Annotated in this window: 20 protein-coding genes; 9 read left to right on the forward strand and 11 right to left on the reverse strand. The window is 64.0% G+C overall.

Annotated features, from left to right (window positions below; translation table 11 throughout):
• Nucleotides 1-75 precede the first annotated feature (75 nt).
• Nucleotides 76-969: a phosphoribosylaminoimidazolesuccinocarboxamide synthase gene (locus N4J17_RS05715; RefSeq protein ID WP_198322140.1), complete on the forward strand. Its 894-nt coding sequence runs from the start codon at nt 76-78 to the stop codon at nt 967-969.
• Nucleotides 970-989: 20 nt separating this feature from the next.
• On the opposite strand, the gene N4J17_RS05720 is transcribed toward N4J17_RS05715, so the two are convergent.
• Nucleotides 990-2,255 carry a multifunctional CCA addition/repair protein gene (locus N4J17_RS05720; protein ID WP_198322139.1) on the reverse strand — a complete coding sequence of 422 codons (1,266 nt, stop codon included), beginning with the start codon at nt 2,253-2,255 and terminating at the stop codon, nt 990-992.
• Between the two features lie 170 nt (nt 2,256-2,425).
• Here N4J17_RS05720 and N4J17_RS05725 point away from each other — a divergent pair, with 170 nt between their 5' ends.
• Nucleotides 2,426-3,310, forward strand: coding sequence for a sulfite exporter TauE/SafE family protein (locus N4J17_RS05725; protein ID WP_198322138.1), 885 nt, complete (start codon nt 2,426-2,428; stop codon nt 3,308-3,310).
• A gap of 6 nt (nt 3,311-3,316) precedes the next feature.
• Here the strand turns inward: N4J17_RS05725 and pgl are convergent, their stop codons facing one another.
• The 3 genes from pgl to N4J17_RS05740 all read right to left on the reverse strand — a co-directional run bounded on the left by pgl (nt 3,317) and on the right by N4J17_RS05740 (nt 7,272).
• A complete protein-coding gene (gene pgl / locus N4J17_RS05730; protein ID WP_198322137.1) occupies nt 3,317-4,024 on the reverse strand; it encodes a 6-phosphogluconolactonase in 708 nt (235 codons plus the stop codon).
• 1 nt (nt 4,025) lies between these two features.
• Nucleotides 4,026-5,513 carry a glucose-6-phosphate dehydrogenase gene (gene zwf, locus N4J17_RS05735; protein WP_198322136.1) on the reverse strand — a complete coding sequence of 496 codons (1,488 nt, stop codon included), beginning with the start codon at nt 5,511-5,513 and terminating at the stop codon, nt 4,026-4,028.
• 211 nt (nt 5,514-5,724) lie between these two features.
• Nucleotides 5,725-7,272 carry an SNF2-related protein gene (locus N4J17_RS05740; RefSeq protein WP_338457667.1) on the reverse strand — a complete coding sequence of 516 codons (1,548 nt, stop codon included), beginning with the start codon at nt 7,270-7,272 and terminating at the stop codon, nt 5,725-5,727.
• A 568-nt stretch (nt 7,273-7,840) separates the two neighbouring features.
• Here N4J17_RS05740 and edd point away from each other — a divergent pair.
• The 3 genes from edd (at nt 7,841) to dhaL (ending at nt 11,253) form a co-directional block, all read left to right on the forward strand.
• Entirely contained in the window at nt 7,841-9,670 is a 1,830-nt protein-coding gene (gene edd / locus N4J17_RS05750) for a phosphogluconate dehydratase (RefSeq protein ID WP_198322135.1), read from the forward strand.
• 31 nt (nt 9,671-9,701) lie between these two features.
• Complete coding sequence (locus N4J17_RS05755; protein WP_198322134.1) at nt 9,702-10,325, forward strand: bifunctional 4-hydroxy-2-oxoglutarate aldolase/2-dehydro-3-deoxy-phosphogluconate aldolase; 624 nt, start codon at nt 9,702-9,704, stop codon at nt 10,323-10,325.
• Nucleotides 10,326-10,614: 289 nt separating this feature from the next.
• A complete protein-coding gene (dhaL, locus tag N4J17_RS05760) occupies nt 10,615-11,253 on the forward strand; it encodes a dihydroxyacetone kinase subunit DhaL (RefSeq protein ID WP_198322133.1) in 639 nt (212 codons plus the stop codon).
• Between the two features lie 72 nt (nt 11,254-11,325).
• Here dhaL and dhaK read toward each other — a convergent pair whose 3' ends face one another.
• The gene (dhaK, locus tag N4J17_RS05765; protein ID WP_198322132.1) at nt 11,326-12,315 is read right to left on the reverse strand and encodes a dihydroxyacetone kinase subunit DhaK; all 990 of its coding nucleotides are present in this window, start codon (nt 12,313-12,315) and stop codon (nt 11,326-11,328) included.
• 28 nt (nt 12,316-12,343) lie between these two features.
• Nucleotides 12,344-13,360: a Gfo/Idh/MocA family protein gene (locus N4J17_RS05770; RefSeq protein ID WP_198322131.1), complete on the reverse strand. Its 1,017-nt coding sequence runs from the start codon at nt 13,358-13,360 to the stop codon at nt 12,344-12,346.
• Nucleotides 13,361-13,556: 196 nt separating this feature from the next.
• Between N4J17_RS05770 and N4J17_RS05775 the strand changes: the two genes are divergently transcribed.
• The 3 genes from N4J17_RS05775 to N4J17_RS05785 all read left to right on the forward strand — a co-directional run bounded on the left by N4J17_RS05775 (nt 13,557) and on the right by N4J17_RS05785 (nt 14,969).
• A complete protein-coding gene (locus N4J17_RS05775) occupies nt 13,557-14,063 on the forward strand; it encodes a peroxiredoxin (protein WP_198322130.1) in 507 nt (168 codons plus the stop codon).
• 39 nt (nt 14,064-14,102) lie between these two features.
• On the forward strand, nt 14,103-14,531 hold the full coding sequence (gene rpiB / locus N4J17_RS05780; protein WP_198322129.1) for a ribose 5-phosphate isomerase B: 429 nt from the start codon (nt 14,103-14,105) through the stop codon (nt 14,529-14,531).
• Nucleotides 14,532-14,747: 216 nt separating this feature from the next.
• Nucleotides 14,748-14,969 (forward strand): acetyltransferase, encoded by a 222-nt coding sequence (locus N4J17_RS05785; RefSeq protein ID WP_198322128.1) that lies wholly within the window; start codon nt 14,748-14,750, stop codon nt 14,967-14,969.
• A 9-nt stretch (nt 14,970-14,978) separates the two neighbouring features.
• Here N4J17_RS05785 and nfi read toward each other — a convergent pair whose 3' ends face one another.
• The 4 genes from nfi to N4J17_RS05805 are packed head-to-tail and all read right to left on the reverse strand — an operon-like array spanning nt 14,979 to nt 17,791.
• Complete coding sequence (gene nfi, locus N4J17_RS05790; RefSeq protein ID WP_198322127.1) at nt 14,979-15,647, reverse strand: deoxyribonuclease V; 669 nt, start codon at nt 15,645-15,647, stop codon at nt 14,979-14,981.
• A 2-nt stretch (nt 15,648-15,649) separates the two neighbouring features.
• Nucleotides 15,650-16,438 (reverse strand): nucleoside triphosphate pyrophosphohydrolase, encoded by a 789-nt coding sequence (gene mazG, locus N4J17_RS05795; protein ID WP_198322126.1) that lies wholly within the window; start codon nt 16,436-16,438, stop codon nt 15,650-15,652.
• A gap of 2 nt (nt 16,439-16,440) precedes the next feature.
• Nucleotides 16,441-17,373, reverse strand: coding sequence for a carbohydrate kinase family protein (locus N4J17_RS05800; protein ID WP_198322125.1), 933 nt, complete (start codon nt 17,371-17,373; stop codon nt 16,441-16,443).
• A 55-nt stretch (nt 17,374-17,428) separates the two neighbouring features.
• Entirely contained in the window at nt 17,429-17,791 is a 363-nt protein-coding gene (locus N4J17_RS05805) for a diacylglycerol kinase (protein ID WP_198322124.1), read from the reverse strand.
• 214 nt (nt 17,792-18,005) lie between these two features.
• On the opposite strand from N4J17_RS05805, the gene N4J17_RS05810 reads away from it, so the two are divergent.
• Nucleotides 18,006-20,258, forward strand: coding sequence for a cellulose-binding domain-containing protein (locus tag N4J17_RS05810; protein WP_277458383.1), 2,253 nt, complete (start codon nt 18,006-18,008; stop codon nt 20,256-20,258).
• Between the two features lie 27 nt (nt 20,259-20,285).
• Here the strand turns inward: N4J17_RS05810 and gcvH are convergent, their stop codons facing one another.
• On the reverse strand, nt 20,286-20,669 hold the full coding sequence (gcvH, locus tag N4J17_RS05815) for a glycine cleavage system protein GcvH (RefSeq protein ID WP_198322122.1): 384 nt from the start codon (nt 20,667-20,669) through the stop codon (nt 20,286-20,288).
• Between the last annotated feature and the right edge of the window lie 100 nt (nt 20,670-20,769).

The following is a 20,769-nucleotide window of genomic DNA, read 5'->3' on the forward strand; positions in this document are numbered from 1 at the left end:
CCCTCGATACTTGCCATAAATCTTTACACCTTACATGATTGATGTTTGTCCTTAAAGTCTGGAAGAGTCAGCTCGATGACCGCCCCTGAGACATTGTTCGAATCCAGCCTGTCTTCACTGCGGCTGAAAGCGCGGGGAAAAGTGCGCGATATCTACGAGGCCGGCGACGATCTGATGCTGATCGTCACGACGGACCGGCTGTCGGCGTTTGACGTCATTCTACCCGACCCCATTCCCGGCAAGGGTCGTGTCTTGACCCGTCTCTCGCGATTCTGGTTCGACCGGTTGAAGGACCGGGTGCCCAACCACCTTTCCGCGACGCCGCTGGCGGCGGTGCTGCCCGATGCGGCCGAGCGTGGGCAGGTCGAGGGCAGGGCCATGGTGGTCAAGCGCCTTAAGCCGTTGCCGGTGGAAGCCGTGGTGCGGGGTTATCTCATCGGCTCGGGCTGGAAGGACTATCAGCGCAGCGGCTCCGTGTGCGGCATCGTGCTGCCGCCGGGGCTGCGGCTGGCCGAGCGGCTGCCGGAAGCGTTGTTCACGCCGTCCACCAAGGCCGAAATGGGCTCACACGACGAAAACATCGGGTTCGACCAGGTGGTCGGCCTGATCGGGCGGGAACTGGCCGAACGGATGCGCGAGGTGGCCCTGGGGCTGTACCGGGAAGCGGCGGCCTATGCGCTGGAACGCGGCATCATCATCGCTGATACCAAGTTCGAATTCGGGGTGGACGAGGGTGGTGTGTTGCACTGGATCGACGAGGCCCTGACCCCGGATTCCTCGCGGTTCTGGCCGGCCGACGGCTACCACCCTGGGATCAGCCCGCCGAGCTTCGATAAGCAGTTCGTGCGCGATTACCTGGAGACGCTGGACTGGGACAAGAAGCCGCCGGCGCCCCATTTGCCCCCGGACATCCTGGCCCGCACCGCGGAAAAATACCGGGAGGCGGAGCGGCGCCTGACCGGCGAATGACACGAAGTCATGCAGCGAACTCACTTCCCGCTGTCCGGCGGGAGAGGAAGGCGATCGTCGGACGGCGCGGCCCGGAGCCGCCGCACCGCGGCGATGCGCAGTTGCCGCAAGGCCCGTCCGAACGCCGGACCCTGCAGCCTTTGTTCGATCAGCGGACGGCTGTCCACCGAGACGGCTGCGCGACGCGCCTGCCGCAGCCACTCGGCCTGAGGATAGGGCCGCTCCTCGAAGCCGGCCCGGCCTCTGGCGTCCGCCTCGCAGGCGTGCAGGAAGGGTTCCAGCGTGTCGTCGTGACGCTTGAGCGCGCCCAGCCGGTCCAGCAGATCGACCAGGGTCGAGGTACGCAGCTCCAACCCCCGGTGGCAGAGACCGTGGTAGCGCATTACCTTTTCCGCCAGGCGGCGGTAGGCGTTGGGTGCACGGAATCGGTCGCACAGCGTGTTCAGGGCGTCGAGCCCGAGGCGCTCGTGGCCGCGGTGGCTGGGCCAGAGTTCCGGCGGCGTGAGCGCCTTGCCGAGGTCGTGGGTCAGGGCGGCGAAACGTGCGGAAGGGTCGGCGGTGAGGCGCGCGGCCTGGTCCAATACCATCAGCGTGTGTACACCGGTGTCGATCTCCGGATGATGCTGCGGCGGCTGGGGCACCCCGAACAGCCGCTCGATTTCCGGGAACAGCCGTTCCAGGGCCCCGCACTCGCGCAGGGTCCGGAAGAAGGCCGAGGGTGCCGGCTCGGCCAGTGCCTTGGCGAGTTCGGCCCAGACCCGTTCCGGCACCAGGGCGTCAACCTCGCCGGCCTCGGTCATGCGCCGCATTTCCGTCCGGGTTTCCGGCGCCACACGGAAACCGAGCGGCGCCAGCCGGGCCATGAAGCGGGCAACGCGCAGGATGCGCACCGGATCTTCGGCGAAAGCGGGAGAGACGTGCCGTAGCAGCCGCGCTTCCAGGTCGCGCCGGCCGCCGAAGGGATCGACGAGCCGGCCGTCGGCCGTTTCCGCCATGGCGTTGATGGTGAGGTCGCGCCGTTCCAGGTCCTGCTCCAGTGTGACATCGGGTTCGGCATGCACCACGAAGCCGCGGTAACCCGGCGCGGTCTTGCGCTCGGTACGGGCGAGCGCATACTCCTCATGGGTTTGAGGGTGCAGGAACACCGGGAAGTCGCGACCTACGGGGCGGAAGCCGCGCGCGATCATGGCCTCGGGCGACTCGCCTACCACCACCCAGTCGCGCTCGCGGACCGGCAGGCCGAGCAGGCGGTCGCGGACGGCGCCGCCGACCAGAAAGGCTTTCATCGGCTCGACTCGTAAGGATTCAACCTAAATCCGCAGTTGGATGGCTCGGAAAGGCGGCTGGCCCTCATCACCGGCCCGTCTCCCAGAGGAAGAACGGATCCGGCCTCTCTCTCCGATTCAATCGCTTTTCCCATGCTCGAGGTTCGTTCCAGCACGGCTACAAGAGTGATATGTATACCACGCTTGCATTCTATCTCGCCTTCGGCGCCATTGCGGGCGTCGCTTCCGGCCTGTTCGGCATCGGCGGCGGCGCCATCATCGTGCCCTTTCTGGTCTGGCTGTTCCCCGGCCAGGGCGTGCCGGAAAGCATCCTGATGATCATGGCGGTCGCCACCTCGCTGGCCACCATCGTGGTGACTTCGGTCTCTTCGGTCCGCGCCCACCACAGCCGCGGCGCCGTGGTCTGGCCGCTGGTGTGGCGGCTGGTACCGGGGATCGCCTTGGGGACGATCGCCGGTTCGGTTGTCGCCGACCACCTGCCCACCCGACGGTTCAAGCAGTTGTTTGCAGTGTTCCTGATGCTGGTGGCGGTGCAGGTGTACCGGGGCAGGCGGAAACAAACGGCGAACGACAAGCCCATTGCGCTCAGCGTGCTGACCGGCGGCGGGCTGGTGATCGGTCTCTTGTCGGCGCTGTTCGGCATCGGCGGCGGCAGCATCACCGTGCCTTTCCTGCTCCGCTGCCGGCAGGATATCCGCCATGCCGTCGCCATCGCCTCGGCCTGCGGTTTTCCGATCGCTGTCGTCGGCACCCTCAGCTACGTCATCCTGGGTTGGAACCATCCGTCACTGCCCGCCCACAGTCTGGGCTACATCTACTGGCCGGCCTTCCTCGGCATCGGCGCCGCCAGCGTGCTGACCGCGCCGTATGGGGCGGCGCTGGCCCACCGCCTGCCGATGCAGGGGCTCAAGCGGCTGTTCGCCGCCGTGCTGTTCCTCCTTGGCGCCCGCATGTTGTCGAGATCCGCCGATCCCTCCTGGCTCGGTGTGCTGAACGAGGGCCTCGAAACCGCCGCCGCATCGGCGCAACGCCTGAACTCTTTTCTCGGCCCCTGAACCGCTTCAACTCCGGGCCGCGAACACGGTGACCGGCGTCTGGGTCTGGGCCAGCACGAAGCTTACGGGATATTGCCGGTTGGGGCCGGCCTGGGCGGCGTTGAACACCTCCACCTTACTCGGTCCACCGAACTGCAGGTAGATGTGGCGGGCGTCGAGGATCCAGGGTAGGGTGAGGCTGATGCGCTCGGTCGGCGCGACCGCGCCCACCTGAGCCAGACAGGGCGGGGTATTCTCGACCGTGCCGCCCAGCGCCAGACCGGCTTCCAGGTTGGGGCTGGCCGGGAACAGCGAGGCGGTATGGCCGTCGTCGCCCATGCCGAGGATCAGCGCCGCGAACGGCCGGGGCAGTTCGGCGAAGGCTTCGGCCAGGCTCGCCTCGCCCGCTGCCGCGGAAGCATCCCCCGTATATAGCGGCAGGAAGCGCGCCGCCGATGCCTTGCCCTGCAGCAAATGGGTCTTCACCAGGGCAGCGTTGCTGGCGGGATCGGTTTCCGGTACCCAGCGTTCATCGACCAGCGTGACGACGACCCGTGCCCAGTCCAGATCGGCTTCGCGCAAGGCTTCGAAAACCGGCACCGGCGAGCGGCCGCCCGAGACGGCCAGGGTGGCCGCTGGAGCGGTCGCCAAGGCGGCGCGCAGATCCTCGGCGACCGCCGCGGCCAGCGCCGGGGCCAGGCTTGCGTTGTCGTCGAACCATCGAATCTCGGTCATTTCATTTCCCCTCGTGCCAGCAAATGCCGTCGCGTTTCAACAGATCCCGGGATGCCGCCGGTCCCCAGGTTCCCGCCGCGTAAGGCAGCGGGCCTTTCGGATCGTTAGCCCAGGTGTTGAGTATGGGCTCGACCCAACGCCAAGCCTGCTCCTGTTCGTCATACCTGACGAACAGCGCCTGATTGCCGCGGATGGCATCGAGCAGCAGGCGTTCGTAGCCGCCTTCGGCACGGCGTACCTTGAACTGCTCGGCGAAGTTCAGGTCCAGCGACACCGGCTGCAGTTCCATCGAATCCCCCGGCTGCTTGGCGTACAGGTACAGGCGGATGAACTCGTCCGGCTGCAGGCGGATCACCAGCTTGGCCGGGGCGCAGGCGCCGCTCTTCGGCAGCGGGAAGATGGGGTGCGGGACGTCGTGGAAGTGGATGACGATTTCCGCCAGCCGCTCCGGCAGCCGCTTGCCGGTGAAGAGGTAGAACGGTACGCCCGCCCATCGCCAGTTGGCGATCTCCGCCTTGATGGCGACGAAGGTCTCGGTGTGGCTACCCGGCGCAATGCCCTCCTCTTCCAGATAGCCCGGCACTGCTTTACCGCCGCAAACACCGGCGCGGTATTGGCCGCGCACGGTTTTTTGATGCACGTCCTCTTCGGTGAACGGCACCAGCGACTCCAGCACCTTGAGTTTTTCATTGCGGATGGCATTGGAATCCAGGCTGGCCGGCGGTTCCATCGCCACGAAGCACAGCAGCTGCAGCAGATGGTTCTGCACCATGTCACGCAACGCGCCAGTCTTGTCATAGAAACCCGCGCGGCTGCCGATGCCGACATCCTCGGCAATTGTGATCTGGACGTCGCGGATCCACATCCGCCGCCACAGCGGCTCGAACAAGGCATTGCCAAAGCGCAGGGCCATCAGATTCTGCACCGATTCCTTGCCCAGGTAATGGTCGATCCGATAGACCTGGTTCTCGTGGAAGTAACGGTCCACGTCGGCGGTGATCGCGTTGGCAGAAGCCAGATCGTGCCCCAGTGGCTTTTCCAGTACGACCCGGCTGTTGGGGCCGTTGAGTCCCTGCCGGGTCAGATGGGCGCAGATCGTGGCGAACAGAGACGGCGCGGTGGACAGGTAGAACACGGTGACGGCAGCGGGCGCTTTTTTCAGCCGTTCCTTCAGCGGCGTATACTGTTCGGGCTGGGTGGCATCGATGCGCAGATAGGCCAGGCGCTGGCGGAATCCGGCCCACACCGCCGCATCCCATTCGGCCGCGGGGATGAACTGGCGCGCCTTTTCGTGGGCCAGTTCAAGGAATGCCTCCTCGCTCAGATCCTGCCGGTCGACGCAGAGAATACGGCCGGCTTCGACCAGCAGGCCGTTCTTGTGGCACTGATACATTGCGGGCAACAGCTTGCGCGTGACCAAGTCGCCGGCGCCGCCGAAGAACACCATGTTGAATGATTCGGGAAATGGGAGCTGACTCACCGCTGACATCCTCTTGTTATGGCCCCGCCGTCGCACATCCGGCCGGGGGCTGATGACGCGCCGGACTCACAACGAAAAAGCCCGGCCAAAAATTATTTAATGTTAGTCGCCGTAATGCGGACTGTCGAGCGATGGGTTCGTTCGAATGCGCCAAGGGTCCGGGGGTATTCGCTACGGCCCCCAGCTTGTAAGCGGCGAAGATGGGATGGCGAATGGTCGATCAGGCCGTGATTCCAAACCGGAGAAAGTCGGTGAGCCGCCGCGATTCCTTGACCTCATCGTGAGGTAGCAGCAAATACTTCCAGGGCTTGCCCTGGATGCTCGCCGTGTAAGCCGAGGCGTGCTTGCACCACTGCACGGCGGCAGCGGCCTTGGCTTGCACCTCCTGGGTGTTGATGTCGCCGCGTGCCTTGGTTTCCACCATGAAGATCATGGAATCGGTTTCGGCCACGAAGTCGGGGATGTACTCCGGCTGCTCGGTACCCAGCTTGTAGAAGATCTGGAACTGCCCCTTGGCAGGCTTGAACCACTTGTTGGCGTCGCGCTCCAGAATGATGGCAAAGCGCCGCTCGGTGTCCGAGTCGAACTTCTGAAGCGGATACAGGCAGCGCGCAAAACCGCCGAAAAGCATCTGCTTGATGCGGCTGGAATCAAGAACGGTCTCGCGGAAATGATGTACCCTCTGCTCCGCGGTAGTAGAGTAATTGCACGGCTTGAGTTCCGTGAAACCGCGACTGACCTGCGCTTCGTACTCAGTGGCCTCCTCCCAGAAGTGCGCCATCATCTGCGCGTGAATTTCGCGCGCAATCAAACGCCGCTCCCGATCCGGCACACGGATCACCTCATCCGGGGTCAGGTAGCTTTGCAGGTGCCGCACCATCTGGCTGGCGAGGTCGTAGAGCAGATCGGCCTGAGTGAAATAGTCGATGTCGTCAAAATCCACCAGGGCGTGGACGATGTAGTCCTCCGGTCGTTGTTCCTTGGGCCCGATTTCGGATGCCAGGGTGTCCTGCTCGTTGGTGTGCAGGTTGTGGATCACGATTTCACGCGTCCCCGGCTGGAGGTGAAGCTGGCTCACGTCCAGCGTGAACGGGTGGAAGCCCGTCGTGACCTCGCCCTTGGGCACTACGCTGATGCGCGGAATATCGATGGTTTGCTGTACCAGGATCTCGGTGGTCTTGGCCACCACAGCGGCAAGATCGACCGTGGGAGCCGATTCGTCCACGCCGGACAGCCACTCGCCTTGCCGCGGCTTTAATCGCTCCGCCACTTCGGCAAGGATCCTCTTTTGCACCTCCGGCTTCAACAGCGCGTTGCTGGTGGGCACCCGATCGCGCCTGACCTCGTACTGACCGATGACGTCCATTACCACCCGCGCCACCTCCTTCTCCGTTTCGGTGGTGAACACTGGGCCCTCACCCCCGCCTCCTTGCAGGCCGAATTTGTCTTGCAGCTCCTGGTGCCACTGCTTGCGCAGGTTGGCCGGGACAATGATCAGGATGCGACGGCGGCGCTCAGCCCATCGTTGCGAGATGACAAGACCCGCTTCGATGGTCTTGCCAAGACCCACTTCATCGGCAAGGATCACGCCGCGAGAGAGCGGGTTCCGACAGGCGAACAGTGCCGCCTCGACTTGGTGAGGATTGAGGTCAACCTGCGAATCCACCAGCGTCGATGCCAGTGACTCAACCGTATCGCCAGCCGCGCGGCGTGTCAGCAGCCAGGCGATGTACTGGCTCTGATGTGGCGTCAGAAGCTGCGGTGTCATCAATGGCTACCCTCCATCCGTCTTGTCACGGGCTTGATGCCGCGGCCGGTATGGCAAACGCTCACTCATGCGTCCGGCTTCTGCTTGACGGTGTTTTCTGCAATCCAGCGATCGAGATCAGAGCGGCGAAAGCGCCATGTTCCACCCAGACTCGAACGCCGGAATCTTGCTCTCCTGTACCAAGCGATAAACCGTTCGCTTTCCCGCCTTGAGTTACGCAGCGACTTCGTCGAGCGTCAGGATTTCCCCTTCTGGATCGGCCATCGTCTCGCCTTTGCCATTTTGATGTCGGGTTTGGTTGGCCAAATCCAGCCATCTCTCCCATGTTGCCGCGTCATCGACTACGGACCCGCCCAATCCCTTCCTTGCTTTGGCGGGCGGGCTCGACGCTGAATCCGGCGCCGGCTGATCGGTTCCCACGGACTACCCGAACGGAAAATTCCATGGAAGAAGACAGTGTGTTGCCGTTTCTTGACACTCGTTTCGGCCTTGGATTAAATGCGGAAGTTTTATCTCCGGCGATGGGTGATTTCCCCGCACCCCACAGAAGAAGAGCATCGACGAACCCATGTTCCTGCACCACACACTGGTCGACGTGACCGACCGCATCCGCGCCCGCAGCCACGACCGCCGCGCCGCTTACCTCGATCTCATGCACCGTGCACGCCAGAAAGGTGTAGAGCGCTCACACATCGCTTGCACCAACGTGGCCCATGCCTATGCGGCGACCCCCGCCAACGACAAGCTGGTGCTGAAGGCCGCGGCGGTGCCGAATCTCGGCATCGTGACCGCCTACAACGACATGCTCTCGGCGCATCAGCCCTATGAGCACTATCCGGAGATCATCAAGGCGGAGGCGCGCAAAGCCGGGGTCACCGCCCAGGTCGCCGGCGGCGTGCCGGCGATGTGCGACGGCGTGACCCAGGGTCAGACCGGCATGGAGCTGTCGCTGTTCTCGCGCGATGTGATCGCGCTGTCCACCGCGGTGGCGCTGTCGCATCATGTGTTCGATGCCAATCTCTATCTCGGCGTCTGCGACAAGATCGTGCCGGGCCTGCTCATCGCCGCGCTGCGCTTCGGCCATCTGCCCGGTGTGTTCGTGCCGGCCGGCCCGATGGTGTCCGGCATCTCGAATTCCGAAAAAGCCAAGGTGCGGCAGCAGTTCGCCGAAGGTAAGGTCGGCCGCGATGCGCTGCTGGAGTCGGAAATGGCTTCCTATCACAGTGCCGGCACCTGCACTTTCTACGGCACCGCCAACAGCAACCAAATGCTGCTGGAGATCATGGGGCTGCAACTTCCGGGCTCGTCCTTCGTCAATCCCGGCACGCCCTTGCGCGATGCTCTGACCCGTGCGGCAACCCGCGTGGCGGCGGATCTGGCCCAGGATGCCACGGCGCCCGCTCTCTGCCATATCGTGGACGAACGGGTGATCGTCAATGCCATCGTCGGGCTGTTGGCGACCGGCGGCTCGACCAACCACACCATCCACCTGGTGGCCATCGCCCGCGCCGCGGGGATCGAGGTCAACTGGGACGATTTCAACGACCTCTCGGCCGTGGTGCCGCTTCTGGCCCGCGTATATCCCAATGGCAAGGCCGACGTGAATCATTTCCACGCCGCCGGCGGCATGGGTTTCCTGGTGCGGGAGCTGCTCGATGCCGGCCTGCTGCACGAGGACGTGCAGACTATCCTCGGCCCTGGGCTGCGCCGCTGGGCGGAAGAGCCCTGGCTGGACAACGGTACGCTGGCCTGGCGCGATGCGCCTGAGAAGAGCCACGATCCGGAGGTGCTCGCCCCGGCGAGCGAGCCGTTCAGTCCGGACGGCGGCTTGCGTCTGGTCACTGGCAATATCGGCCGCGGTGTCATCAAGGTCTCGGCGGTGGCGCCGGAGAACCGGGTGGTGCGGGCGCCCGCCATCGTGTTCGAAAGCCAGGACGAGCTGATCGCCGCCTTCAAACGCGGCGAGCTGGAGCGCGATTTCGTCGCCGTGCTGCGCTTCCAGGGGCCCCGCGCCAACGGCATGCCCGAGCTGCATCAGCTCACGCCGGCCCTGGCCTCGCTGCAGGACCGCGGCTTCAAGGTCGCTCTGATCACCGATGGCCGTATGTCCGGCGCCTCCGGCAAGGTACCGGCGGCAATTCATATCTCCCCGGAGGCCGCCATGGGCGGCCCGCTGACCCTACTGCGCACCGGCGACACCATTCTGCTCGACGCCGTGCGGGGCAAGTTGGAAGCCGAAGTGCCGGCCGACCGCTGGTCGCTGCGTGAACCGGTGACCGACGATCTGTCCGGCAACCAGTTCGGCTGCGGAAGGGAGCTGTTCAGCGGCTTCCGCCATCTGGCCGACACACCGGAGCGCGGCGCTTTCACTTTCAATTTCGACGACGGCGTCCGCTAAGGCCCGTCCCTGCAACCGCAAGGAAAAAACCATGAATCTGGATCAGATCATCGAAGCCACCAGCGTCATGCCCGTGATGGTGGTGGACCGCCCCGAAGATGCCGTGCCGCTGGCCCGTGCCCTGGTCGAGGGCGGTATCCGCGTGCTGGAAATCACCCTGCGCACCGCCGCCGGTCTCGACGCCGTCAAGGCGATCCGCCAGGAAGTGCCAGATGCCATCGTCGGCGTCGGCACCATCGCTGCCCCCGCCCAGCTCGAAGCCTCGATCGCTGCGGGTGCTCAGTTCGGGGTTTCACCGGGCACTACGCCGACCCTGCTCAAAGCCATCGTCGACAGCAGGCTGCCGTTCTTTCCGGGTGTCGCTACCACCAGCGAAGTGATGCAGGTGCTGGAAGGCGGGCTGACCGTGATGAAATTCTTCCCCGCCGTGGCCGCCGGCGGCGTCAAGATGCTGGAATCCTTCCGTGGGCCGTTCCCGCAGGTGCGGTTCTGCCCGACTGGCGGCATCAATGCCCGGAACGCTCCGGATTTCTTCAAGCTCCCCAACGTGGTCTGCGTCGGCGGCTCCTGGCTGACCCCCAAAGACCTCGTCGCTGCCGGCAACTGGGCGGAAATCACCCGCCTGGCGCGCGAGGCGGCCGCGCTCAAGCCTTAGGTCCTGCGTGAGGAACGGCCCATCGGCGGGCCTTCCGGCAGGGTTTACCGGGTTTTGTGCCAAGCTCGATCCATGGGGAATGGCCCGTGGTTCCGCTTAGAGCAATGTGGCATCCTTGTGCCATTGTTCGACGGGTTTATGCGGCGCGTGATGCCGGAATGCGACCGTAGACGGCTGTCGCGAGACTGCCACGCAAAAGACCGATGATCCGATATTCATCGGCCTTGGATATGTTGATCGAAGTCACCAAACGCTTCCGCTTCCACCCTCTGTAGGTCAAGGTGATCCGATGCCGACCACTCCCCAGCTCATCCCCAGCCTCATCGAAAGCGCCGCTTCGGCTATCCAGAGCCATGCCGAGGAGGTGACCGCTCTCGATCAGGCGATCGGCGACGGTGATCATGTCGTCAACCTCCAGCGAGGGCTGGGGGCTTTGTCAAAGCAGGCGGAAAGTCTGGCCGCGTTGGAGTGGCCGGCGGCTCTGCAGCAAATCGGCATGACCCTGATGGCGTCGGTGGGCGGGGCGTCGGGCTCGCTGTACGGCACCTTGTTCATCGCCATGGGCAAGGCGATGAAGGGCAGGGAAATGAATCCGGCGAACCTGGCCGAAGCCTTCAGTCAGGGCGTGGAAGCGATGAAGGCGCGCGGCAAAGCGGAGCGGGGTGAGAAGACCATGCTGGACGTGCTGATCCCGGTGGCGGACGTGCTGAAATCGGCGGCGGAGCATGCCATTGCCCCGGGGCAACTGGCGGAGGAGGTGAGCCGCGCCGCCGAGGCGGGCATGGAATCCACCCGCGACATGCTGGCCACCAAGGGTCGAGCTTCCTTCCTGGGCGAGCGCGTCATCGGCCACGTCGACGCCGGCGCCCGTAGCAGCCAGTTGATGATTTCGGCCATCGCCGAGGTTCTGAGCGGAAAATCGCGGTAGGGTGGGACCGTGTCGGCGGATCGCCTGTCGGCATCCGCCTTGCCAATAGGCAGTTCGTAACCCGCCGATTCCTCAACAGCCCCAGCGCAGGGCGGCCGTATGCACCGGCGCGTCCCACAGTCTGAGCATTTCCTCATCCAGCAGGGTCAGGGTGAGCGAGCAGCCGGCCATGTCCAGCGAGGTGGTGAAATTGCCCACGAGAGAACGGGCGATGTCGAGTGAACGTTCGCTCCAGTGGCGGTGTGCCTGCTCGTAGATCAGATGCAGTTCGATCAACGGCGTTCCGCCGAAGCCGTTGACGTGCAGCAGCACCGGCTGGCCGGCTTGCGGCTTCAGTTCCTCGTCGATGACGGCGGCGATGTAGTCCACGATCTCACTGGCGCTACCCAGCGCCATGCGCTCCCGCCCGCGCTCGCCGTGGATGCCGACCCCCATTTCCATTTCCCCCTCGCCGAGTTCGAACATCGGCTTGCCCAGGGCCGGCACGGTGCAACTGGTCAGGGCGACGCCCATGGATGCGGTAGCATGGACCACGCGTTCCCCCAGCGCCTTGCAGGCCGCCAGGTCGTAGCCCGCTTCCGCCGCCGCGCCGACGATCTTTTCCACCATGGTGGTTCCGGCAATACCGCGCCTGCCCATGCCGCGGTTTTCCGGGAGGGAAACGTCGTCGTGCACGAGCAGCGAGTCATGGGGGATGTCCAGCATCTCGGCGGCGATTTCGAAGTTCATCACGTCACCGGCGTAGTTCTTGACGATGAACAGTATGCCGCCGCCGTGGTCCACCGCCTGGGCGGCCGCCAGCATCTGGTCCGGGGTCGGTGAGGTGAACACCTGCCCGGGGCAGGCGGCGTCCAGCATGCCGAGGCCGACGAATCCCGTGTGCAGCGGCTCATGCCCCGAGCCCCCGCCCGAGACCAGGGCCACCTTGCCTGCCTTGGCCGGCGCCTTGCGGGAGACGAAGCGGGGTTCGGGGCTGAAATCGACGATGTCGGCGTGGGCCTTGGCGAAACCGCGGAGGCTTTCGTCCAGGAAGTCCTCGACCGTGTTGATGAATTTTTTCATGGAGTTCCTTTGATAGGCGATCAAAGATTCAGTCGTCCAATCTCACGGTCCGGCCGGTGGCCGCGGATTCCAGTGCGGCCACGAGGGTCCGGCAATTCGTTTTGGCATCGTCCGGCGACAGCAGCGGCGGCTTGCCATTCAGCACACAGTCGGCGAAATGCTCGATCTCCAGCCGGAAATGGTTGGCGACCGGCAGCTGCTCGACGCACTGGCGGCCGTCCTCGGTCCACCAGGAGATGACCGGGATGTCACCGGGATTCTGCCAAACGGTGTGGCACTTCACGCCGCCCAGGGTGCCAGTGATCTCGTACTCCGAGCGCCGCGCGCATTCGAAGCTGATGTCGAAATGGCCGCGCCGGCCGTCGCCGAAATCGATCACGCCGCTGGTGGCGATGTCCGCGCCGCTTTCGACATATTTCGCCATCGCCGTGACCGCGATCGGATCCTGCTCGAAGCACCAGCGCAGGGAATGCACCGCATAAGGCCCGATGTCCCACATCGCGCCGCCGCCGTGCCGGACGTCGTGCGCCAGGCGGTAGCGGCGAGCCGGACGCATCATGAACGAATAACTGGCGCGGGTATAGCGGACCTCGCCGATCGCCCCGGAGCGGACGAGCTCCCGCACCCGTGCATGTTGCGGGTGGAAGCGGTACATGAAGCCTTCCATCACCGTCAGGCCGCGTGCGCTGGCGGCTGTGGCGATAGTCTCGATGTCCGCCGTCGTCAGCGCCATGGGCTTCTCGCACAGCACGTGCTTGCCGGCCTGCAGCGCCCGCACCGCCCATTCGGCGTGTTCGTGATTGGCCATCGGCAGATACACTGCCTGGACCTCGTCATCGGCGAGCAGTGCCTCGGGTTGGTCGTAGCAGCGCACGCCCTGCTGGTGCGGTGCGTATTTGGCCAGGGTTTCTGCTGCGGCGCCGGGACGCCGGCTAGCGATGGCCACCAGTTCGGAATTCGAGGCTTCGACGATGGCAGGCATCAGGCGCTCATTGACGCGGGCCGCACCGAGGATGCCCCAGCGCAGTTTCGGTGGAATTTCCATGGCTTCCTCCTCGAGTGTTCTCGTTTTGGAAAATTTTTTCAGACCGTGACTGTATCACAGCGTCGGAACTGCGGGTGCATGAGTCAATACCATGAAAATCATAAGGTTAAGATCTTCTCCCTTTTGACTTCCGGCACCGCTTGCGCCATCCTCCCGCCTGTCCCAGACCGCTGACGAAACACCAGGAGGAAATCCCATGACTATAAAAGTTGGAGACCGTCTACCCGCGGGCAGCCTCACCGAATGCACCGAGTTCGATCCGGCCACCGCCTGTCCGATGAACCCCAAGGTACTCGATGTCGGCGAACAGGCCAAAGGCAAGAAGCTCGTGATCTTCGGCGTGCCCGGCGCCTTCACCCCTACCTGTTCGGTCAAGCACCTGCCCGGCTTCATTGCGAATTACGATCAGCTCAGAGCCAAGGGCGTGGACGAAATCTGGTGCATGGCCGTGAACGATGGCTTCGTGATGGCAGCCTGGGGCCGCGAGCAAAAGGCCGACGGCAAGGTGCGCATGATGGCCGACGGCAGCGCCGACTATGCGAAAAAGCTTGGCTTGGACCGCGACCTGACCGCCAATGGTATGGGCATCCGCTGCCACCGCTTCGCCATGATCGTCGACGACGGCGTGGTCAAATACCTCGGCGTCGAAGCCTCCGGCAAGTTTGAAGTCTCGAATGCCGAGGCTGTCCTGGCGCATCTGTGACCGGGCCGTCAGACCCCAACCCTATACAGGAACCCGCACATGAAAATAGGTATCGCATCCGATCACGCCGGTTTCGATTACAAAGAACAGCTTCGTGCCTGGCTGACTTCGCTCGGCCATGAAGTCGTCGACTACGGCTGCTTCAGCGACGAACGTACCGATTATCCCACCTGGATACGCCCCTGCGCGCAGGCCGTGGCTCGCGGCGAAGTCGAGCGCGGCATCGTGCTCGGCGGCAGCGGCAACGGGGAGGCCATCGTCGCCAACCGGGTCAAAGGCTGCCGCTGCGGCTACTGCTTCAACGAAGAAACCGCCTACCTCACCCGCTGGCACAACGACGCCAACTGTATCGCCATGGGTCAGCGCATCGTCACTTTGGACATGGCCAAGAAGATCGTCGAAACCTTCCTCGCGACCGGATTCGAGGGGGGGCGCCACATTCCACGGATCGTGGCGATCGACGCCTAGCCCCTGCCGCCTGGGCACACCGGCGAGGCCGACAGGCATCGGTCTCTTCAGGGGGGGACGAATCGATGCCGCCAAGACTGCACGGCCGATGTCGAAACAACGCGGTGTTGAAAATGTTTTCGCGGTGGGAGTAGTCTTTGCGCGGGACCGATGGATCGATCGTCGACATGCGCATCGCCTTCGGATTGCCGTTTCAGCCATAGATGGAGAAAACCTATGTTTCTCAAGAAAAAACAGAATGGACATCTGGTCGAGATTCTCGGCCTCGGCGATTTGTTCAATCCGATGCACAAAATGGTGCCCGGCCGCCTGCATTACGGGGAAGAGCTGCAGGACCCTGAGAAGTTCGATAAGTCGGATCTGGTGTTCCCCTCCGGCGAGGAACTGCCTCGCTGCTGGGTCGATCCCCATTACCGCGACAGCGAGCTGAAGAAGTAACCTCCGGCTTCAGTCGGAAGCCAGACGGTGCGCCTGCCGGGTGGTTTCCGGCAGGCGGTAGCGGGGGGCGCAGCGCAATACCCAGTCCACCGCGGTCGACAGGCTCAGCCGATGCCCCACTGAGACGTACACCGGCTGGACGCCCCGGCGGGTCCGCACCACCGCACCGACGATTTCGTCGCTGTCGATCAGCGGTATCCAACTTCCCCGCTCCTCCGCCAATTCTCCATGTGTTCCGACCAGGCGGGTTTTGCCGACGCCGATGGTCGGAATTTCCGTCAACACCCCGAGGTGGCAGGCGATGCCGAAACGCCGCGGATGCGCATAGCCGTGCCCGTCCACCAGGATGAGTTCGGGTAGGAAATTCAGCCGCTCCAGCGCTTCGAGCAGCGCGGGCAGTTCGCGAAAAGACAGCAGACCGGGAATATAGGGGAAACAGGTCGGCTGGCGAACGATGGACTGATCGATGAGGCGGAGGCTGGGAAAATCGAGCACGGCGACCGCGGCCCGGGTGATCCTGCCCCGGTCTTCGAATCCTACGTCCACGCCGGCCACGGCGCGGATTTCGGCAGGAAGCGCGTCTTCGGCCAGTACCAGCGGGCGGAGCCGGGCCTGCAGGCCGGCCGCTTCCCGGGGGCTTAGATCCCAGCGGTGCGCGTGGCGGAGCGCCAGGCCCAAGGTCAGTGCCCGGCCCGCTTGGCCTCGTCCCAGAAGGCATCGAGCTCGGCCAGGGTGCAGTCGGCCAGTTGCTTGCCGGCCCGCTCCACGCATGCTTCGATGAACCGGAAACGCCGGCGGAACTTGCGGTTGCCTTCCCGCAGCGCGGTTTCGGCGTCCACGTCCAGATGGCGGGCGAGGTTGACCAGTACGAACAACAAATCGCCCATTTCCTCTCGCACATGCGCCGTATCGCCCGAGGCGACGGCTTGTTCCAGTTCATCCAGTTCTTCGCGGACCTTGCCCAATACCTCGGCCGGTGAATCCCAGTCGAAGCCATGGCGGGCTGCGCGTTTCTGCAGTTTCTGCGCTTCCATCAAGGCCGGCAGGGCGGTGGCGACGCCCTCGAGAATACTGCCGGGGGGCTGGCCGGTTTGCTCCGATTGTTCTTCGAGCTTGGACGTCTCCCAATAGCGCAGCCTTTCCGTATCGCTGGCGAAGTCAACGCCGGCGAAGACGTGCGGATGGCGGCGTTCCAGCTTGTCGGCGATCGCGGCAGCGACGGCTTCGAAATCGAACAGCCCCTGTTCCTCCGCCATCCGCGAATGGAACGCAACCTGCAGCAGCAGATCGCCCAGTTCGTTACGCAGATCGGTGAAATCGCCTCTTTCGATGGCATCGGCGACCTCATAGGCTTCTTCCAGCGTGTAGGGGACCAGGCTGGCGAAGTCTTGCTGGCGGTCCCAAGGGCAGCCTGTGTCCGGGTCCCGCAAGCGGGCCATGATTTCGAGGAGGCGGCGGGTCTGCTGCACGGTCAGAAGGCGTAATCGAAGTTTTCCCGGAAGCGTTCCCGGAACGACTCGAGCGAGAAACTGTGATTCTGGGTGCCGGCGGTTTCCACCTTGATCGCGCCCATGAGCGAGGCAATGCGGCCCGTGGTGACCCAGTCCAGGTCTTCGAGCAGGCCGTAGATCAGCCCGGCCCGGTAGGCGTCGCCGCAGCCGGTGGGATCGAGCACGGCGGTGGGGCGTGCGGCGGGGATTTCATGGCAGGCTCCGGCGGCGTAGATAAGGGAGCCGCCGGCCCCACGGGTGACGATGACAGCATCGACCCGTTCGGCCAGCCGGCTCGGATTCAGGCCGGTGCGCTCCTGCATCAGGCGCGCCTCGTAGTCGTTCAGTGTGACCCAATTCGCCAGTTCGACGAACTTGAGCAGCTCCTCCCCATCGAACATCGGCATCCCCTGACCCGGATCGAAGATGAAGGGGATGCGGGCATCGGCGAACTGGCGCGCATGCTGGAGCATGCCTTCCTTGCCGTCGGGTGCCACGATGCCGAGGCGGATGCCGGCATCGGTCGGCACATCGTTCAGATGGGAAAAGGACATGGCCCCCGGATGGAAAGCGGTGATCTGGTTGTCGTCCATATCGGTGGTGATATAGGCCTGCGCGGTGTAGCTGTCCTCGATCGTCCGGATGTAGTCCCGCCGGATGCCACAGTACGCCAGCCATTGGGCATACGGTCCGAAATCCCTGCCGACGGTGGCCATCGGCAACGGGTCGTGGCCCAGCAGTTTGAGGTTGTAGGCGATGTTGCCGGCACAGCCACCGTATTCGCGGCGTAGTTCCGGCACCAGGAACGAGACGTTCAGGATATGGACCTGATCGGGCAGGATGTGGTGTTTGAAACGGTCCTGAAACACCATGATGGTGTCATAGGCCATGGAGCCGCAGATGAGAGCGCTCATGCCGGTATCGTCCTGCTGTCGTCAGAGTGAAATGGCTTAGTCTGCCGGGAGTGTTTCAGCGAATCAAGATGAGGAGCCAGACGCCGCCGGCCAGGACCAGCGAGCTCAGCACCGCCGCGGAACCGATGTCCTTGGCCCGGCCGGACAGGTTGTTCCGCTCGATGCCGATGCGGTCGATCGTTACCTCGACGGCGGTGTTGAGCAGTTCGACGATCAGGACATTGATCAACACCCCCACCAGGAATGCCCGCTCTATCCCCGATTCGCCCAGCCACAAACCGAGCGGCACACCGGCCAGGGCCAGCCAGCACTCCTGGCGGAAAGCCTCTTCATGGCGCCAGGTGGCGCGGAATCCGGCGAGGGAATTGATGAATGCTGCGTAAAGGCGGGCAAAGCCCTTGAGATTTTGTCCAGCCATAGATTTCCTGCGAAAACGAAAGCCAAAGTTGCAATCAACCACTATCACACGCAGAGGTTACAACCGTGTTGTGGCCAGGCCCTCCGTCTGAACGCAAAAAGGGGACTATGCTTAACGAGTGAAGAGCGATGACTGGGGGACGGCATTCTGTGGACCAGGGGCCGCACAGCCGTCGGGGAATGCCGTGCAAACGGCCTGCGCAGAGGAGAGAGTCATGGATATGAAGCGAAACGGTTTTCTCAGGAGGCCACTTTGGCTGCTGGCGCTGGGCTCCTGTGTCTGTGCCGTGTCACCGACGTGGGCGGCCTATACGTGCGGTTTCCAATACACTGTCACCAGCCAGTCGGCGGACGCCTTCAGCGCCAGCGTGAAGGTGACCAACATGGGCGATGCACTGAGCGAATGGACCATTTCGTGGAACATGCCCGACGGACAAAGAATCACCCGGCTGTGGAACGCCCGATGGTCGCAAAAGCGAGCCACGGTTAAAGTGCGTAACCTCGAGTCCAACCGCAACGTAGCGAGCGGAGGTGTCATCGAGTTCGGATTCGATGCCAGTCATACCGGGACCAACGGAATTCCTGCGAGCATGACGCTCAATGGAGCACAATGCTCATCGACTCCGACTCCGACTCCGACTCCGACTCCGACTCCGACTCCGACTCCGACTCCGACTCCGACTCCGACTCCGACTCCGACTCCGACTCCGACTCCGACGCCGACGCCGACGCCGACGCCGACGCCGACAGCCAACCCGATCGGCATCAACATCACCGGGCTGTCCTATTATGGGACCGAGGTGCCGTTCCTGAATCTGTTCAAGCTGTCCGAACCCTGGCTGACCCAGTGTGATGCCTACCAGGATCCGAACTGCAGCGCCTTCGTCGAACCCGGCGGCAGTTCCTGGAACACGAGGGAGCAGGCTAAGTTGATTCTGGATTCGAACGGCTACCCGCGCTCGCTGCCCGATCCCGCCCAGGGTGCGGCTACCGGCACCAACTACACATCGGTCGCGACCCTGGTCCCCACCGGCTTGAATTCCGCCAACCCCGCCGGACGGTTCATCGTCCTCTATGATGGCGAAGGCGCCTTGGCGTATGGCCGCGGCGCGAGCCGAAATGCCTTGCTGTCCTCACCCGGCCGCGATGTCATCGACGTCTCGACCGATGGGATCCAGACCTGGATCCAGGTCTCCATCAAGGTCACCGATCCCAACAAGACCGGCAATCACATCAGGAACCTGCGTGTGCTGCAGGCCGGCGGAGTCTGCAGCAACGATCCGGCGGCGTACTGCGACCCCTCGGCGGCGCAGAGCGGCTGTGCAAGCGGTGGCTCGTGCCGGTCGTTCGAGCAGGTTTACCCTACTCAACCGTTCGACCCTCGCTTCCTGCGCAACCTGGCGGGTTTCAAAGCCGTCCGCTTCATGGCGTTCCAGAACACCAACAACTCGCAGGTCGAACTGTGGGCCGACCGTACCCTGCCCGACGACGTCACCTGGGTGTCCGAGCGCGGCGATGGCGGTCCGGTGGAGATGGCGGTGGCGCTCGGCAATCAGCTGAACGCCGATATCTGGGTGAACATGCCGACCCATGCGGACGACGGCTATGTGCGCAGTTTCGCCGCTCTGGTGAAGAACACACTCGCGGCCAGCCGGAAGGTGTACGTGGAGTACAGCAACGAGGCCTGGAACGGCGCGTTTTCCGCCGGGAGCTGGATGGAGAATCAGGCGCTCACGCGTTGGGCCGGCGCCAGCGACACACCCTTCGGCAAGCGCCTGCAATGGTATGGCATGCGCACCGCCCAGATCTGCGACATCTGGAAAGAAGTCTGGGGCGCAGCGTTCGACCGGGTGGTGTGCGTCCTGGGCGCTCAGGCGTCCAATACTTGGACCGCCACACAGGCGCTGGATTGCCCCTTATGGGCGGCGGAGAACGGCGGAACCCCATGTGTGCAGCACGGCATCCGCGCGCTGGCCATCGCGCCCTATTTCGGCTATTACCTCGGTCTGCCGGAGAATCAGACGGTCATGGACGCATGGACCGGTCAGGCGGACGGCGGGCTGGCCAGCCTATTCGCCGAACTCCTGCAGGGCGGCTCCTTCGCCAACGGGCCGACCGGCGGCGCGCTGGAGGAAGCAAGGCGGCAGATGCTGCAGTACAAGGTCGCCGCCGCGGAATACGGCCTGGAACTGGTCGCTTACGAAGGCGGACAGCATCTGGCGGGCGTCGGCGAAGTGGCCAACGACAATGCGGTCACCGATCTGTTCCTCGCCGCCAACCGCGACGGCCGCATGGGTCCGGTCTATACCCGGCACCTGAACGACTGGGGCGCCGCGGGCGGCGGACTCTACAATCTGTGGAACAGCGTCGAGCCCTATTCGAAATGGGGGGCGTGGGGATTGCTGGAATACCGCGATCAGGGCGGCGCGCCGAAATACGACGCGGTGAAGGGTCTACTCTCGCAGTAGTGTTCCCCGGGACCGGACGGCCCCTTTTTACCCTTCGGCGATGGCCCGGTAGTGTTCGGCGTCGAACAGCCGGTCCAGTTCGGAAATGTCCTCAGGTCTCACGGCGAACAGCCAGGCCTCGTATGGCGACTGGTTGACGCGCTCCGGCGCATCGGCCAGCGCCTCGTTGCGAGCGACGATCTCTCCGCTCAAGGGGCTGTTGACATCCGCTGCCGTCTTCACCGATTCGATCACCGCACAGGCCTCGCCGGCGCGCACGCGGCGGCCGACGGCCGGCAGTTCCAGGTAGACCAGATCCCCCAGCGCTTCCTGGGCATGGTCGGAAATTCCGACCTTGACGGTTCCATCTGCTTCCAGGCGGGCCCATTCGTGGGTCTTGGCGTATTTCAGCCCAGCCGGCAAGTTGCTCATGAGTCGGTGTCCTCTTCCTCGGGTCGGTCAAACGGCCATTCTCACAACTTATGTGAAATCGCCAGGCAGGTAAAGGCGTGTGCTAAGCAACGCAGTGTCA

It is taken from the genome of Methylococcus capsulatus, assembly GCF_036864975.1.
Classification (GTDB): domain Bacteria; phylum Pseudomonadota; class Gammaproteobacteria; order Methylococcales; family Methylococcaceae; genus Methylococcus.

Bases quoted from the DNA above. Each gene is read 5' to 3' on its own strand.
- dhaK (WP_198322132.1), bottom strand. From the start codon at position 12,315: ATGAAAAAATTCATCAACACGGTCGAGGACTTCCTGGACGAAAGCCTC.
- N4J17_RS05740 (WP_338457667.1), bottom strand. From the start codon at position 7,272: ATGACACCGCAGCTTCTGACGCCACATCAGAGCCAGTACATCGCCTGG.
- gcvH (WP_198322122.1), bottom strand. From the start codon at position 20,669: ATGAGCAACTTGCCGGCTGGGCTGAAATACGCCAAGACCCACGAATGG.
- N4J17_RS05770 (WP_198322131.1), bottom strand. From the start codon at position 13,360: ATGGAAATTCCACCGAAACTGCGCTGGGGCATCCTCGGTGCGGCCCGC.
- N4J17_RS05800 (WP_198322125.1), bottom strand. From the start codon at position 17,373: ATGAGCGCTCTCATCTGCGGCTCCATGGCCTATGACACCATCATGGTG.
- N4J17_RS05775 (WP_198322130.1), top strand. From the start codon at position 13,557: ATGACTATAAAAGTTGGAGACCGTCTACCCGCGGGCAGCCTCACCGAA.
- N4J17_RS05720 (WP_198322139.1), bottom strand. From the start codon at position 2,255: ATGAAAGCCTTTCTGGTCGGCGGCGCCGTCCGCGACCGCCTGCTCGGC.
- N4J17_RS05725 (WP_198322138.1), top strand. From the start codon at position 2,426: ATGTATACCACGCTTGCATTCTATCTCGCCTTCGGCGCCATTGCGGGC.
- N4J17_RS05755 (WP_198322134.1), top strand. From the start codon at position 9,702: ATGAATCTGGATCAGATCATCGAAGCCACCAGCGTCATGCCCGTGATG.
- dhaL (WP_198322133.1), top strand. From the start codon at position 10,615: ATGCCGACCACTCCCCAGCTCATCCCCAGCCTCATCGAAAGCGCCGCT.
- edd (WP_198322135.1), top strand. From the start codon at position 7,841: ATGTTCCTGCACCACACACTGGTCGACGTGACCGACCGCATCCGCGCC.
- N4J17_RS05785 (WP_198322128.1), top strand. From the start codon at position 14,748: ATGTTTCTCAAGAAAAAACAGAATGGACATCTGGTCGAGATTCTCGGC.
- N4J17_RS05810 (WP_277458383.1), top strand. From the start codon at position 18,006: ATGGATATGAAGCGAAACGGTTTTCTCAGGAGGCCACTTTGGCTGCTG.
- N4J17_RS05715 (WP_198322140.1), top strand. From the start codon at position 76: ATGACCGCCCCTGAGACATTGTTCGAATCCAGCCTGTCTTCACTGCGG.
- rpiB (WP_198322129.1), top strand. From the start codon at position 14,103: ATGAAAATAGGTATCGCATCCGATCACGCCGGTTTCGATTACAAAGAA.
- N4J17_RS05805 (WP_198322124.1), bottom strand. From the start codon at position 17,791: ATGGCTGGACAAAATCTCAAGGGCTTTGCCCGCCTTTACGCAGCATTC.
- zwf (WP_198322136.1), bottom strand. From the start codon at position 5,513: ATGTCAGCGGTGAGTCAGCTCCCATTTCCCGAATCATTCAACATGGTG.
- pgl (WP_198322137.1), bottom strand. From the start codon at position 4,024: ATGACCGAGATTCGATGGTTCGACGACAACGCAAGCCTGGCCCCGGCG.